Source organism: Streptomyces montanisoli (assembly GCF_017813245.1).
Taxonomy (GTDB): domain Bacteria; phylum Actinomycetota; class Actinomycetes; order Streptomycetales; family Streptomycetaceae; genus Streptomyces; species Streptomyces montanisoli.
Genome location: NZ_JAGIQL010000038.1, coordinates 18,831 through 33,133, shown reverse-complemented (window position 1 = coordinate 33,133; position 14,303 = coordinate 18,831). Strand labels below are relative to the sequence as shown.

Genomic DNA, 14,303 nt, shown 5'->3' with positions numbered 1-14,303 from the left:
TGATAAAATCGGGGACCGCGCCGACCGGCCGGGAGTCGATCCGAAACGGCCGGTCCCGTATCGAGGAGAGCAGACATGGTGGGTGACGACGACATCTCCGGGTGATACCCGGAGCTGACAGGCCGCCGGCCGGTGCCCAGGGGTGCCGCTGTCGCGGCCGTTTCGACGTCCCCTTTCCCACCATGTCCGGGCGGCGCTTCCCCCGCCGTCCGCATCGCGTACGAGGTCTCTTCCCATGTCCGACGCTTCCGTCGTGTGCTCGAACCTGTCCTTCTCCTGGCCCGACGACACCCCTGTCTTCCGTGACCTGTCCTTCGCCGTGGGAGGCGGGCGCACCGGCCTGGTCGCACCCAACGGCTCGGGCAAGAGCACGCTGCTCAAGCTGATCGCCGGCGAACTCGCGCCCAGCGCCGGATCCGTGTCCGTGACCGGCACCCTCGGCCACCTCCCGCAGACCCTTCCCCTGGCCGGCGCTCTCACGGTGGCCGACGTCCTGGGGGTGGCCCCGGTGATCCGGGCGCTGGACGCCGTCGAGTCGGGCGACGTCGGCGAGGAGCACTTCACGGCCATCGGCGACGACTGGGACATCGAGGAGCGCACACGCGCCCAGCTCGACCGGCTCGGGCTCGGCTTCCTCGCGTTCGACCGCGGTCTCGACACGCTCAGCGGCGGCCAGGTCGTGTCGCTCGGCCTCGCGGCCCAGCTGCTGAAACGCCCCGACGTGCTGCTCCTCGACGAGCCGACCAACAACCTCGACCTCGATGCCCGCCTGCGGCTCTACGGCGCGCTCGAGGACTTCGGAGGCTGCCTGCTGCTCGTCAGCCACGACCGCGCGCTGCTCGACCGCATGGAGCGCATCGCCGAGCTCGATCGGGGCGAACTGCGTTTCTACGGAGGCGACTTCACGCAGTACGAGGAAGCCGTGCGGTCCGAGCGCGAGGTCTCGGAGAAGAACGTGCGCAACGCCGAGCAGGAGCTGAAGCGCGAGAAGCGCGAGATGCAGCAGGCACGCGAGCGCGCCGAGCGCCGTGCGAGCAACGCCGCCCGCAACCTGAAGAGCGCCGGCCTGCCGCGCATCTTCGCCGGGAACATGAAGCGGGGCGCGCAGGAGTCCGCCGGACGTTCGGGGCAGACACACGCCGCGCGGGTCGGCGAGGCCAAGGCGCGTCTTGACGAGGCAGGGCGCGCCCTGCGCGACGATCAGCGCATCACGCTCGACCTGCCGGACACCGGGGTCCCCGCGGGACGGACGCTCTTCCTCGGCGAGCGGATGCAGGTCCGCCGCGGCGGTCAGCCCCTGTTCGCGGGCGGGGGCATCGACCTGACGGTCAGGGGGCCCGAGCGCATCGCGCTGACCGGACCCAACGGCGCGGGCAAGAGCACACTGCTGCGCCTGATCGGCGGCGACATCGAGCCTGACGGCGGCAGCACCAGGCGGGCAGAGGGCGGGGTCGCGTACCTCTCCCAACGGCTCGACCTGCTGGAAGAGGGCCGTACCGTGGCCGAGAACTTCGCCGCCTTCGCTCCCCACCGCACGGACGCGGACCGGATGAACCTGCTGGCCCGCTTCCTCTTCCGGGGTCCGCGGGCCCATCTCCCGGTGGAGGTGCTGTCAGGGGGCGAGCGGCTGCGCGCGACGCTGGCCTGCGTGCTGTGCGCGGAGCCGGCGCCGCACCTGCTGCTCCTCGACGAGCCGACCAACAACCTCGACCTGGTCTCCACCGCCCAGCTGGAGGGCGCGCTCGTCTCGTACCAGGGGGCGTTCGTGGTGGTCAGCCACGACGAGAGGTTCCTCGCGGGGATCGGTGCCGACCGGCGCCTGCGGCTGGACGGCGGTGAGCTGACGGAGACCGGGGCGCCCGGGATGTGAGCGTCCGGCGGGCCGGCCGGTGGGGCGTGGGGCCGTACGTCACCCGGACGGCGGCGGCACGGGCCCCGGCAGGCTGGGCGCGGGACGCTCACGCTTCCGGCGCAGTGCCACGAAGGTCCGCCCCTCCAGCTCCCACGCGGCCTGCCGCGACCACCGGCCCGTGGCGCGCGCGTGGCGCACCAGGGCGCGAGCGCCCAGGCGGGCCCACGGGAAGAACCCGCCGTCGTCCGCCCGGGCACGGCCCTGGCCCGCGGGCCCGTGGCCGCCGTGGGTGTGGTCCGATCGTCCGTCGTCGACACATACGTCGAGACGCTCGTCGACGTCCCCGTCGGCGACCTCGGCGATCAGCAGCCCGCCGGGCGCGACCACGTCCGCCGTGCGGGTGAGGAGCGCATCCGGGTCGCCGCCGATGCCGATGTTGCCGTCGACGAGGAGCGCGGTGTTCCACCAGCCCTCACGCGGCAGCGGCTCGAACACCGACCGCACGAGCGCCGCGCCGCCGTGGCGTACGGTGCGATGCACCGCCGCGGTGCTGACGTCGATGCCGAGTGTCCGGTACCCCGCGAGGGCGAGAGCGGTGACGAACCTGCCAGGACCGCAGCCGATGTCGAGCACCGTGCCCTCGCACCGTGCGATGACCGTGCGGTCGGCCGCGTCGGGCGCCGCGCACCACCGCTCCACGCCGAGCGGCACCACACCGCCTTCCCTGCTGCGCAGGTAGAGGGGGCCCTGACCGGTGGTCAGGGCCGCGGTGTACGGGTCCGCCCGCCACCCCGCCGGCTCCCGCGTCCACGAGCCGTGGGCGGCGGGGACCACGGCGGCCGGTACGCGGTTCATCGGGCACCAGCCGGGGCCAGCTCGCGCACGAGTGCGGCGAACCGGCCGTCCGGCGCTTCGGCGGCGGCGAGGCGCGCGTCCTCGGCGGTGTCCACGTCCCGCAGCACCGGGAGGTCCCGGACGTCGAGCCCCGCGGCGACGAGCCGTTCACGCTGGCGTGCCCCGGTCTCGGGCGTCGACATCGGCACGCCGACGAGGAGCGCCGGGTCGGGGTCCGCGAGGCCCAGGCACCAGAAGCCGCCGTCCGCCGCCGGGCCGAACCACGCGGTGCGCGCGTCCCAAGCCGCCGCGTCGAGCGCCGGCGCCAGCAGGTCCGCGGTGACCTGGGGGGTGTCCATGCCGATGAGCACCGCCGGCCCTTCGCACAGCCCGAAGGCCGCGGCGATCCGCCGGTCGAGCCCTCCCGCGGCCTGGGGTACCACCTCGACACCCGCCGGCAGCCAGGGCCCTGGCGCGCCGTCGAGGACGAGGACCCTGCGGGTCGCGGGTGCGGCGAGTGCCGTGCGCAGGGTGTCGGCGAGCGACGCCTCGGCCAGCCTCGCGGCCTCGCCGGGTGTGTAGTGCGGGGTGAGGCGCGTCTTGACCCGGCCGGGCACGGGTTCCTTGGCGATCACGAGCAGCGTCGTCACCTGGCGTCCGCCTTCCGCTCGGCGGCCATGGGCGCCGGCGGTGCGGCGAGGACGCCGCGCATGTCGCGCACGGCGTGCCAGGTGCCGCGCCAGGTGCCGGTGACCTTCGACTTTCCCTGCCTGGGCAGGTAGGGGACGTCGTGCTCCTCGACGCGCCATCCGGCGTCGGCTGCCTTCACCACCATCTCCAGCGGATAGCCGCTGCGCCGGTCGTTCAGTCCGAGGCCGAGCAGGGCCTGCCTGCGCGCCGCCCGCAGCGGGCCGAGGTCGTGCAGGGACAGCCCTGTCCTGGTGCGTGTCATGCGGGCCAGGGCGAGATTGCCCACGCGCGCGTGGGCCGGCCACACGCCGGCCCTGCCGGGCCTGCGTCGCCCGAGGACGAGGTCTGCACGGTCCTGTGCGAGCCGCCCGACGAACCCGGTGAGCAGTCCGGGGTCGAGGGAGGCGTCGCAGTCGCAGAAGCAGACGTACTCGGCTTCTGCGGCGAGCAGGCCCGTGTGGCAGGCGGCGCCGAAGCCGCGCGTGGGCTCGTGGACGACCGTGGCGCCGAGCCGCGCGGCGAGTTCGGCGGATCCGTCGGTCGAGCCGTTGTCGACGACGATGGCCCGCCATCCCCGTGGGATGCGTTCGAGCACCCAGGGCAGGGCGCGGGCCTCGTCGAGGCACGGAAGTACGACGTCTGCGGTCGTGGCGGTCAAAGCGGTCACGTCCATCGATGTGGGGTGCGGTGGGAAGGGGACGTCCGGTGCCGGGGGCTCGGTCACCGGTGTGTGCTGGTGTGGCGCCGTCAGTTCAGGGCGACCGCGCGTTGCGGGGCGTGCGCGAACTCGCGCACACCCGCCTCGAACGGGATGTCCGGCCGCCAGCCGAGCTCGTCGCGCAGCCGCTTGGAGGAGGCCGTGATGTGGCGTACGTCCCCGAGCCGGTACTCGCCCGTCACGACGGGGGCCGGGCCGTCGCACGCCTCGGCGAGTGCCCGGGCCATCTCGCCGACGGTGTGCGGCGTTCCGCTGCCGGCGTTGTAGGCGCGGAAGGAGCCGGGTTCACGGTGCGTCAGGGCCGTCATGGCGAGGACGTTGGCGGCGGCGATGTCCCGTACGTGGACGAAGTCGCGCCGCTGCCCGCCGTCCTCGAAGACCGTCGGGGCCTCGCCCCTGGCGAGCGACGAGCGGAAGAACGACGCGACGCCCGCGTACGGCGTGTCGCGTGGCATTCCGGGGCCGTAGACGTTGTGGTAGCGCAACGACACCGCTCTGCCGCCGGTGGCGCGCGCCCACGCGGCGGCGAGGTGCTCCTGGGCGAGTTTGCCCGCCGCGTACACGTTGCGCGGGTCGGTGGGCGCGTCCTCGCCGACGAGGCCGGGGGCCAGGGCGTCGCCGCACCGCGGGCAGCGCGGCTCGAACGCCCCGGCGGCCAGGTCGCTTTCGGCGCGCGGGCCCGGTGTGACGCGGCCGTGGCGCGCGCAGTCGTAGCGGCCCTCGCCGTACACCACCATGGAGCCCGCCAGCACGAGGTCCCGGACGGGACTTTCGGCCATGGCCGCCAGCAGGGTGGCGGTGCCCAGTTCGTTGCAGCCGACGTAGGCGGGGGCGTCGGCGAAGTCCTTGCCGAGACCGACCATGGCGGCCTGGTGGCACACCACGTCCACACCGCGCAGCGCGCCGGACACCGCGGCCGTGTCCCGTACGTCGCCGTGGATCCAGCTGACGCCGGGGTGCGGGGTGTGGGGGACGGGGTGAGCCGAGGGCAGCAGCGCGTCGAGGACGACGACGTCGTCCCCCCGCGCCAGCAGGGCCTCCGTGATGTGCGAGCCGATGAAACCGGCTCCGCCGGTGAGCAGTACGCGCATGTCAGCGCTCCTTCGGCGTGGTTCGTTCTCGCGGACGCGTCCGGTACCGGCCGACGGCGTACCAGACGGCGGACGCACCGAACAGGACGGCGGTGATCAGCAGCCAGCGTCTCAGGAAGACCGCGTCGGACAGGTGCGTCGACACGGAGTAGTGGGGGGAGTTCCTGAAGACGAGGGGCCAGTAGACGAGGAGGAGCAGCAGCGACACGAAGGCCGGGACGCGGATGTGGTTCACCGCGGTGCGCGGCGGGTCGTCCGCTGTCCGGCCGCGGCCGCCGCCGACGCGGTGCAGGATCCAGTCCGTGCCCGCGTACAGCGGTACGAGGACGAGGTCGTGCAGCACGGCCGCCCCGACGAACCAGACGGCGATGGAGAGCCAGTCGTCGGACAGCCAGCGGACGGCCGCGTAGCCGCACACGGCGAACGAGACGATGAGGATGAGCAGGTGGAGCGGCTCTTCGCCGTAGAGCCTGCGGAACCGGTCGCCCGGCCGCCACGCTCCCGGCCGCCACGCTCCCGAGCGCGCGCCGGCCGGTGGTCCGGGTGGTGTGTCCTGGTCCTGCGGCGTCATGCCTGCGCTCCGAACGTCGTCACTCCGAATGTCAGTTGGCGTACCCACTTGGTGTTCATCACACCGGGGGCCCCTGGGACGATGACCCGGGCCGGGTAGCCGTGGTCGTGCGACAGCTCCGCGCCGTTGACCCTCAGCGCGAGCAGGGACCTGGGGTCGCGCACCTGGTTGCCGCGCAGGGCGACGGCGCGGAAAGAGCCGGTCAGCTGGGCCGATTCCACGAACACGTCCGGCGCGTCATCCGTATGCCCCACCATCCTCGCCAGATCGATCAGCCTCACGCCTTCCCAGTGCTGGTTCCCCGTCGACCAGCCCTCCACGCAGGCGATGGGCAGCGCCGAACCGTGCTGGGCGAGGCGCCGCACCTCGTCGAGGGACAGGGGCACCCGCCCCCCGCGGCCTTTGACGACGAGGCGCCAGTCCTCACCGACGTCCTTCGGGCGGATGTTCACGGCCCGGTAGCCCTTGTTCACCTGGAAGCCGTTCGGCCCGTCCCCCACCGGGCTGCCGTGCGGCGCCAGGAGAGCGGTGCGCCGCAGCGGGCCGCCGATGGACTGCCCCGCCGTCACGACGAGCAGGGCGAGCGAGCCCAGGCCGACCATGCCGAGCGCACCGCGCCTCGACGTGGTGGGGGCCGCGGGTTCGGCGGCCACGAGCCCGGTCTCGTCGCGCGGCTCCGGGCGCGTGTGCGCGGTGTTCGTGCGCAGTTCGGCGCGGAAGTCCCGGCTGCGCAGCGCCCGCACGGTGCGGGGCAGCCGGATGACGACGTGCGCGAGCACCGCGCCCGTGAACACCCATGCCCCGTAGAAGTGGAGGGGGTAGAAGGACCCGGGGAACAGGTAGTCGAGCTGTACGTTGAGCACGCCGGTGACGAACTCGAACAGCCCGCCGCCCACCAGCAGGAGCAGGGAGACGCGGTCCAGCGCGTGGCCGAGCGAGCGCACGGGAGGCAGGACGAACAGCTTGGGCACGACGGACCAGAGCTTCGCCAGCAGCACGGGCACCAGGACGATGCCGAGTGTCACGTGCACGCCCTGCGTCACCCGGTACAGCCAGTAGGGGTGCGTGGGCCAGGAAAAGAGGTAGAAGCCCAGCAGGCCCTTGTCCGGCGTCTTGTCATTGATCATCGCCAGGTCGGGGTTGTACGCCGCGTACGAGAGCAGTCCCGTGACGAAGAGCACCGGGATACCGACGAGCAGCACCACCCCGAAAACGGATGTCAGCCAGGGTCCTCGCAGGGGGCTGCGCCAGGGGCTTTCCGGAAGGCGACGGGAGACTTTCATGGTGCGGGACTCTAGACCACGTGAGCAGGGCTTCCGCGCGTTCGGCGGATGACGAAACAATGACCGACCAGGAAGCGTCCGGAGTACCGGCGAAACTTCCCCCCTTCATTGAACGCGCAGGTCAGCGCCGCGTACCGGGAACCTTCGCGGCGCCGGGTAAGAATCGGCGCCCCATGGCCGCCAACTGATGGGAGATCCCTACGCGGTGCACGTATTCCATGTCATCAGCCTGAACACGAGGCGGCTCGGGTATTCCTCCGCCATTCCTTACGAAAGTGTGACGGCCCGGAAGTATTAGAGTGACGCCCGTGACCGTTTCCTCCTCGCGCCGTCCAGCAGGCAGCCCCACCAGCAGCGAAGGGGGGGAAAGGCCGATCGCGAGAAGCCGCGATCTCGTCCCGGTGGTGGCGGCGCTCGTACTCTTCGCGGCCACCGCCGTCGTGGGCGGTTTCATCCAGCGGGCCGACGGCACCCTGGGCACGTCCTGGCCGCCCCTGCTGGCCCACTGGATGCCGCACGTCGGCCCGGGGACGCCCGCGGCCGTGGCGGCCGCGGTGCTGCTCGTCGCGTACGGGCCCGCGGTCGCGGCGCGGCTCCCCTGGCGCGCGCTGCTCGCGTCCGCGTGGGCCGCCGCTCTGGTGTGGACGTTCTCGCTCGCCCTGATCGACGGGTGGCAGCGCGGGATCGCGGGGCGCCTCACTACACGTCACGAGTACGTGCCCGCGGTGCCTCGCTTCCACGACATCCTGCCGACCCTGCAGACGTTCTCGCAGCACATCGTCGGCGGCCACCCCGGCTACTGGCCCGCGCATGTGGCGGGCCATCCGCCGGGCGCCGTGCTGACCTTCGTCCTGCTGGACCGCCTGGGGCTCGGCGGCGGGGCCTGGGCCGGCGTGTTCTGCATCGTGGCAGGCACGTCCGTGGCCGTCGCCGCCCTGGTCACGCTGCGCTGTCTGTGTTCGGAGTCCACGGCCCGGCGTGCGGCGCCGTTCCTCGTCCTGACGCCCGGTGCCATCTGGGTGGGCGCGTCCGCCGACGGGTACTTCGCGTGTGTCGCCGCCTGGGCGCTCGCCCTTCTGGCGCTCGCCGCCACCCGGCGCGTGCGCGCCCCGGTGGCCGCGGCGCTCGGCAGCGGTCTCCTCTTCGGGCTCGCGGTCCACGTGTCGTACGGGCTCACGCTGATCGCCCTGCCCGGCCTCGCGGTGCTGCTCGCCGCCCGCAACCTGCGGCCCCTGCCGTACGTACTCGGCGCGGTGGCCGCGGTGGTGGCGGTGTTCGCCGTGCTCGGCTTTCGCTGGTGGGACGCCTATCCGCTGCTGGTCGAGCGGTACGACCAGGGGCTCGGCGGCGTACGGCCCTACTCCTACTGGCTGTTCGGCGACCTGGCCACGGCGGTCGCGTCCGCGGGGCTCGCGTCGGTGGCGGGGATGGGCCGCGTCCTGCGCTTTCCGCTGCGACGCCACCGCGGGCTCGTCCTGCTCTGCTGCGCGTTCCTGCTGGCCATCGTGGCGGCCGACCTGTCGGGCATGAGCAAGGCGGAGACCGAGCGGATCTGGCTGCCGTTCACGTTGTGGCTGCCGGCGTCGGCGGCTCTGCTGCCACGGGGCGACCACCGCGGATGGCTGGCCGCGCAGGCGTGCGCGGCGCTGCTGATCAACCACCTGCTGCTGACGGGATGGTGACGCGACGCCCGCAGGCCCCGGGACCGCTGTCCAGGGTTTCTCCACGTTCCCGCACGGTAAGGATGAGGTGCATGGCTCCCGCGGACACCGATGAGCACGGTGAGCCCGTGCCCGCGCGCCCCCGCGCGGACTCCGGGCAGCCGCCGCACGGCCTCGATCCCGACTCCCGCGAGTGGCTCGACGCGCTCTCGTCCACCGGCGAACGGCACGTGCGGGCGTGCACGCGGCTGCACGGGCAACTGCTGCGCATCGCGTTCAAGGAACTGCACCGCAGACGCGGCCGCCACCGCATCACGGGCCCCGAACTGGACGATCTCGCGCACCAGGCGGCCGGCGACGCGCTGCTCGCCATCACGCGGAAGATCGGCGGTTTCCGGGGCGAGAGCCGCTTCACGACGTGGGCCTACAAGTTCGTGGTGTTCGAGGTGTCGACCAAGCTCGGCCGCCACTTCTGGCGCACGGAGGGCGTGCCGCTCGACGCCGGGGGCTGGGAGCAGTTGCCGGACCGGCTGGGCATGGATCCGCAGCGCGAGTCCGAGGCCCGCGAGCTGACCGACGCGCTGCGCAGGGCCGTGGACGAGGTGCTCACCCCGCACCAGCGCAGGGTGTTCGTGGCGCTGGTGCTGGACGCCGTGCCGCTCGAAGCGCTCGTGGCGGAGCTGGACACGAACCGCAACGCGATCTACAAGACGATGTTCGACGCGCGGCGCAAGCTGCGGGCCCGGCTCGAGGCGCAGGGCCATCTGGACGCGAGCGCCCGGGGGCGACGATGACTGACACAGGCGACCGCTCCCCCGCCGGGCGGCTGAGCGCGTTCCTCGCCACGGACCCGCGCGACGTGGGCTGCGCGGGTGCCATGGAGGTCCTGCACGTGTACGTGGATTACGTGGCGGCGGGCGCGGACACCGCGAGGTTCGCCGGGGTCGTCGCCCACCTGCGCGCGTGCGGGCCGTGCTCGGACGAGTTCGACGGGCTGCTCGCGGCGGTGTCACAGGACCCGTGGCCCGACGGCCCCGGGTCCGCACCGTGACACACGTACGTGGAGGGCGGCGCCCCGCGGCAGGCGGGGCGCCGCCCTGCGGCGTTCACTCGATGCCGGTCGTCACTCGATGCCGGTCGTCACTTGATGCCGGTGGTCGCCACGCCCTGCACGATCCGCCGCTGGAAGACCAGGAACACCGCTATCAGCGGCAGGAACCCGAGCACGGACGAGGCCATGACCTCCGCGTACTGGATGTTGGTGTTGCTCACCAGCGACGACAGGCCCACCGGGATCGTCTGGGACTTGGTCTGGTTCAGCACCAGCAGCGGCCACAGGAAGGCGTTCCATGAGCTGATGAACGTGAGGATCGACACCGTGGAGACGGCCGGGCGGCAGATCGGCATGCAGACCGTCCAGTAGACGCGCCACCAGCTCGCCCCGTCGATGCGCGCCGCCTCGATCAGCGGGGTGGGGATGCCCTTGAAGAACGCCTGGAAGATGAAGACCGACACCGGGGCGGCGACCGACGGCAGGACGAGGGCCCAGTAGGTGCCGAGCAGGTGCAGCGACCGGTACTCGATGAACTGCGGCAGCACCAGCGCCTCGGTGGGCAGCATGAGGCCGGCGGTGACGAGCGCGATGACCACGTTCCTGCCGGGGAAGCGCAGGAAGGCCAGGGCGAAGCCCGCCATCGAGCAGAAGGCAACGGTGAAGACGACCGCGAGGGCGGCGATGACCAGGCTGTTGAGGTACCAGTAGCCGATCGGGTAGTTGTGCCAGGCGAAGCTGTAGGCGTGCAGGGACCAGCCGCCGGCGAACGGCGACATCGGCGCCTGCGTGATCGAGCCGTCCTGCCTCAGCGAGGTGATGATCGCCCACGCGAACGGGACGAACCAGATCAGGGCGAAGAGCGTGAGGCACACGGCGCAGAGCCGGTTGAAGAGTTTCGCCCCGTTCACGGTGGCCGACCCTCCGGCCGGGGTGCGCCTCGGCTGGGTGATGGTGCTCAAGGTGTCCTCCGCTCAGGCCGCGGCGCGGGCCGCGGTACCGGTCGCGCGCAACCGGCGCAGCCCGTACCAGGCTGCCGAGACCGCGACGATGATGACGAAATAGACCATGGTGGCGGCTGCGCCGTAGCCGCCCCTGTAGGACGTGAAGCCGGTGTCGTAGATGTACTCGATGACGGGCCGGGTCGACTGGTTGGGACCGCCGCCGAGCAGCAGGTAGATCTGGTCGAACACCTTCAGGGACGCCAGGATCTGCAGGATCAGCACGAGGCTGGTGGTCGGGTTGAGGAGCGGCACGGTGATCAGCCGGATCTGCTGCCAGGGGCTCGCCCCGTCGATGGCGGCGGCCTCGTAGACGTCCGGCGGGACGTCCTGGATGGCGGCGGTGTAGAGGACGAAGTTGAAGCCGAACGTCCACCACAGCGTCATGAGGATGACGGCGGTCCAGCCGCCCGACGTGGAGCCGATGAAGTCGGGCGCCGTCAGGCCGACGGCGCTGAACAGCTTGGGTATCAGGCCGACTTCGGGGGTGTACATCCACAGGAAGATCAGCGCGACCACCGAGGAGGGCACCACGTACGGGGCGAAGAACGCCAGCCGGTAGAAGACCCGGCCGCGCCGGATGCGGGACGCGAGGATGGCGAACAGCAGCGCGAGCCCCACCAGGAGTGGTGTGGTGATCAGTGTGAACAGCACGGAGTGCCACATGGCGTCCCAGAAGAGGGAGTCCCCCAGCACCTTCGCGTAGTTCGACACTCCCACCCAGCCGCCGAGGCCGTCCTTGACGGTGGTGGTGTTGAAGAAGCTCAGGACGATGCCCATGAGCAGCGGGCCGACGAGGAAGAGCAGGTAGATGATCAGGAACGGGGTGCTGAACAGCACGCCGGCCCGGCGGCCCGAGCGGCGCGGTCGCTGCCCCACCGTGTGTACGGGCGCCATCGGGTGTGCCGGTCGCGTCGAGGCGACGGTCGTCATGGTGGCAGACTCCTACTTCATCGTGACCGGCGGTCGGGCCGTGGTGTAGCGCTTCAGGTCGGTACGCATGGCGGCGACGGCGCTCCTGGGGCCGAGCCTCCCGGCGAGGACCTCGATGATCGTCCCGCCCACGGTGTTCTGGAAGTCCGAGCCGGCGCCCGTGTACCAGGCGACCGGGTCGTACTGCGCGTTGAAGGCGGCCTGGACGTAGTTGCGTTGCGGGGACTGGTCAAGGAACGCCTTGCTGCGCTGGACCGGCAGCCAGGCTGGCACGTGGCCGCCCTGCGCCCAGGTCGCGCTGTGGTCGAGCAGGCTCTTGATGAACCGGGCGGCGTTCGCTGTGCGCTCCGGCGAGCGGTTCGCGTTGCGCGGCACGACGAGGGCGTGCGAGTCGGCGTAGGCGACCGGCTTGGGTCCGAGCAGCGCAGGGAAGGGCACGACATTGAAGTGCAGGCCCTTGACCAGCCGGTACGACGGTATCTGCCATTCGCCGTCGAACAGGAACCCCGCCTTGCCCGTGGAGAACAGCACGTTCGCGCCCGAGCCGTTGAGGCTCTTGGGCATGAGGCCGGGTCCGGTGAGGCTCTGCATGAAGGCGAACGTCTCCCGCATCGCGTCCGTGTCGATGTCGATCCGGGTGCCCGAGTCGGTGACGACCGGTCCCGCGAGTCCGCGGTAGATCATGCTGAAGTAGCGCCACGCGGTGGCAGGGTCGCCGGTGATGGACATCGCGGCGCCGTACTTGGCGCCCGCGTCCTTCATCGCTTTGACCGCGTCGACGAACTCGTGCGCGCCCTTCATCGGCTTCAGGCCGTCGCCCGCGGCGTTGAGCAGCCCGGCCTTCTTCGCCAGGTCGACGTTGTAGTAGAGCACGAAGGGGTGGGTGTCGAGCGGGACGGCGTACACCGTGCCGTCGACCGTCGCCTTCTGCCAGGCGGCGGGCGTGAAACGGTCGCGTGTGATGCCGAGGTCCGTGACGCCGGTGTTCTCCACCGGTTCGAGCAGTTTCGCCGCGGCGAGCAGCGGGAGCCGGGACAGGTGCGAGATCCCGACGTCCGGTGGTGTGCCGCTCGCCGTCGCCAGCGCCAGTTTCGTGTAGTACGGGTTGCCCCAGCCCAGAACGGTGGCCTCCAGTGTCACACCGGGGTGCTGCTTCCTGAAGGCGTTCTCCATCAGCACCATGTTGGCGCCGTCGCCGCCGGTGAACAGGTTCCAGTAGATGACATCAGCGGTGTTCGGCTGCGAGCCCGTCAGGCCTGAGGCCAACGGGGACGCGCAGGCCGACAGCCCTCCGGTCAGGGCCAGGCCGCCACCGAGTGCCAGCAGGCGCCGGCGCGTCATCGCTCCGCTCATGGGGGTATGCACCTCGTTACATCGATGTGAACTCGATGGCGCAGACGTTGACACAGTCTTTTCATCGATGCAATAGCCGTTCGCAAACTGACACCGAGGCGAGTCCCGGCGCCGGCTCGCGGCAGCCGCTCAGGGCGCCGGCGGCGGCCGCAGCGAGGACTCGCGCACGACCAGACGGAACGGCGTCGCCTCCCGCCGGGCGGACCGCGGCGCGGTGTCCTGCCCGTCGCTGACCCGGCCCTGCTCGTCGAGGAGCGTGAGCGCGCGCTCCGCGATCGCGTCCAGGTCGGGGGCGATGGACGTGAGCGGCGGGTGGGTGTAGGCCGACTCCGGTACGTCGTCGATGCCGGCCACCGCGATCTCGTCGGGCACGCGCACCCCTGACGCGTCGAGCGCCCGCAGCGCCCCGACGGCAAGGGCGTCGTTGAAGGCGAAGATCGCGTCGGGCAGCGGGCCGCTGCCTTCGAGCAGCCGGCTCACCGCCTCGTAGCCCTGCGCCCTGTTCCAGTCCTCCACGGGCTCGACGAGCCAGTTGACCCGCCGCACGCCGGCCGCGGACAGTGCCTGCCGGTAGCCCTCGGCGCGCTGGCTCCCGTTCTCGCTGCCGTTCCTGCCGAGCGCCACGACGCGCCGGCAGCCCTGCGCGACGAGGTGTTCCACGACGGTGCGCGCGGCGGCGACGTTGTCGATGCCGACGCGCGGGAAGCGGTCGCCGACGTCGTGCTCGCCGAGCATGACCAGCGGGAAGTCCGGCGCGGTGGCCGTGACGTCGGCGGCCGGTACGGTGATGGCGCTGAACAGCACACCGTCCGCGACGTTCGTCAGCCCGCCCTCCAGGATGCGCCGCTCCGCCTCGTGGTCGCCCGCGGTCGACTCGACGAGCACCGTGATGCCGCGGCGCGCCGCGGCCTTGATCACCGCCTGGGCGAGCTCGGCGAAGTAGGGCTCCGCGAGGAACGGCACGGCGAGCGCGACGAACCCGGTGCGGCCCGAGCGCAGGCCGCGCGCGAGGTAGTCCATCTTGTAGCCCAGTTCGTCCAGCGAGCGCTGCACACGCGCGCGCGTCTGGGGGCTGACGTGCCGGTAACCGCTCACCACGTTGGACACGGTCCGCACCGATACGCCGGCGTGTTCGGCCACGTCCCGCATCCGCACTCTGGCCACCGGGGGAACTCCTTCGGTCGGGTCGGCTGGCGCCCATCGCGACCTTGCATCGATGCAAACGATCACACATGATGAACGGAACCCGATTGTACGGAACCCGT

14 protein-coding genes are annotated in these 14,303 nt (G+C 71.9%); 4 read left to right on the top strand and 10 right to left on the bottom strand.

The window, feature by feature from the left end; translation table 11 throughout:
- Positions 1 to 235 precede the first annotated feature (235 nt).
- The gene (locus tag JFN87_RS12390; protein ID WP_209340054.1) at positions 236 to 1,870 is read left to right on the top strand and encodes an ABC-F family ATP-binding cassette domain-containing protein; all 1,635 of its coding nucleotides are present in this window, start codon (positions 236 to 238) and stop codon (positions 1,868 to 1,870) included.
- Between the two features lie 39 nt (positions 1,871 to 1,909).
- Here JFN87_RS12390 and JFN87_RS12385 read toward each other — a convergent pair whose 3' ends face one another.
- The 6 genes from JFN87_RS12385 to JFN87_RS12360 form a co-directional block, all read right to left on the bottom strand.
- Entirely contained in the window at positions 1,910 to 2,707 is a 798-nt protein-coding gene (locus JFN87_RS12385; protein WP_209340053.1) for a methyltransferase domain-containing protein, read from the bottom strand.
- Positions 2,704 to 3,327 carry a TIGR04282 family arsenosugar biosynthesis glycosyltransferase gene (locus JFN87_RS12380; protein WP_209340073.1) on the bottom strand — a complete coding sequence of 208 codons (624 nt, stop codon included), beginning with the start codon at positions 3,325 to 3,327 and terminating at the stop codon, positions 2,704 to 2,706. The genes JFN87_RS12385 and JFN87_RS12380 overlap by 4 nt, the downstream gene beginning before the upstream one ends.
- Positions 3,328 to 3,332: 5 nt before the next feature.
- Positions 3,333 to 4,049 (bottom strand): glycosyltransferase family 2 protein, encoded by a 717-nt coding sequence (locus JFN87_RS12375; RefSeq protein ID WP_209340072.1) that lies wholly within the window; start codon positions 4,047 to 4,049, stop codon positions 3,333 to 3,335.
- Positions 4,050 to 4,123: 74 nt separating this feature from the next.
- Positions 4,124 to 5,185 (bottom strand): NAD-dependent epimerase/dehydratase family protein, encoded by a 1,062-nt coding sequence (locus tag JFN87_RS12370; protein WP_209340052.1) that lies wholly within the window; start codon positions 5,183 to 5,185, stop codon positions 4,124 to 4,126.
- 1 nt (position 5,186) lies between these two features.
- The gene (locus JFN87_RS12365; RefSeq protein WP_245179294.1) at positions 5,187 to 5,756 is read right to left on the bottom strand and encodes a hypothetical protein; all 570 of its coding nucleotides are present in this window, start codon (positions 5,754 to 5,756) and stop codon (positions 5,187 to 5,189) included.
- On the bottom strand, positions 5,753 to 7,039 hold the full coding sequence (locus JFN87_RS12360; RefSeq protein ID WP_209340051.1) for a molybdopterin-dependent oxidoreductase: 1,287 nt from the start codon (positions 7,037 to 7,039) through the stop codon (positions 5,753 to 5,755). Before JFN87_RS12360 ends, JFN87_RS12365 begins: the two co-directional genes overlap by 4 nt.
- A 308-nt stretch (positions 7,040 to 7,347) precedes the next feature.
- On the opposite strand from JFN87_RS12360, the gene JFN87_RS12355 reads away from it, so the two are divergent.
- The 3 genes from JFN87_RS12355 to JFN87_RS12345 all read left to right on the top strand — a co-directional run bounded on the left by JFN87_RS12355 (position 7,348) and on the right by JFN87_RS12345 (position 9,751).
- Positions 7,348 to 8,721, top strand: a complete 1,374-nt coding sequence (locus JFN87_RS12355) for a hypothetical protein (RefSeq protein WP_209340050.1) — start codon at positions 7,348 to 7,350, stop codon at positions 8,719 to 8,721.
- A gap of 71 nt (positions 8,722 to 8,792) precedes the next feature.
- On the top strand, positions 8,793 to 9,494 hold the full coding sequence (locus JFN87_RS12350; RefSeq protein WP_209340049.1) for an RNA polymerase sigma factor: 702 nt from the start codon (positions 8,793 to 8,795) through the stop codon (positions 9,492 to 9,494).
- A complete protein-coding gene (locus tag JFN87_RS12345) occupies positions 9,491 to 9,751 on the top strand; it encodes a hypothetical protein (RefSeq protein ID WP_209340048.1) in 261 nt (86 codons plus the stop codon). The genes JFN87_RS12350 and JFN87_RS12345 overlap by 4 nt, the downstream gene beginning before the upstream one ends.
- An 89-nt stretch (positions 9,752 to 9,840) precedes the next feature.
- Here JFN87_RS12345 and JFN87_RS12340 read toward each other — a convergent pair whose 3' ends face one another.
- The 4 genes from JFN87_RS12340 to JFN87_RS12325 all read right to left on the bottom strand — a co-directional run bounded on the left by JFN87_RS12340 (position 9,841) and on the right by JFN87_RS12325 (position 14,202).
- A complete protein-coding gene (locus JFN87_RS12340; RefSeq protein ID WP_209340047.1) occupies positions 9,841 to 10,713 on the bottom strand; it encodes a carbohydrate ABC transporter permease in 873 nt (290 codons plus the stop codon).
- Between the two features lie 12 nt (positions 10,714 to 10,725).
- Positions 10,726 to 11,685 carry a carbohydrate ABC transporter permease gene (locus JFN87_RS12335; protein WP_209340046.1) on the bottom strand — a complete coding sequence of 320 codons (960 nt, stop codon included), beginning with the start codon at positions 11,683 to 11,685 and terminating at the stop codon, positions 10,726 to 10,728.
- A gap of 12 nt (positions 11,686 to 11,697) precedes the next feature.
- Entirely contained in the window at positions 11,698 to 13,038 is a 1,341-nt protein-coding gene (locus JFN87_RS12330) for an extracellular solute-binding protein (RefSeq protein ID WP_245179292.1), read from the bottom strand.
- Positions 13,039 to 13,167: 129 nt separating this feature from the next.
- The gene (locus JFN87_RS12325; RefSeq protein WP_307865415.1) at positions 13,168 to 14,202 is read right to left on the bottom strand and encodes a LacI family DNA-binding transcriptional regulator; all 1,035 of its coding nucleotides are present in this window, start codon (positions 14,200 to 14,202) and stop codon (positions 13,168 to 13,170) included.
- Positions 14,203 to 14,303: the final 101 nt, after the last annotated feature.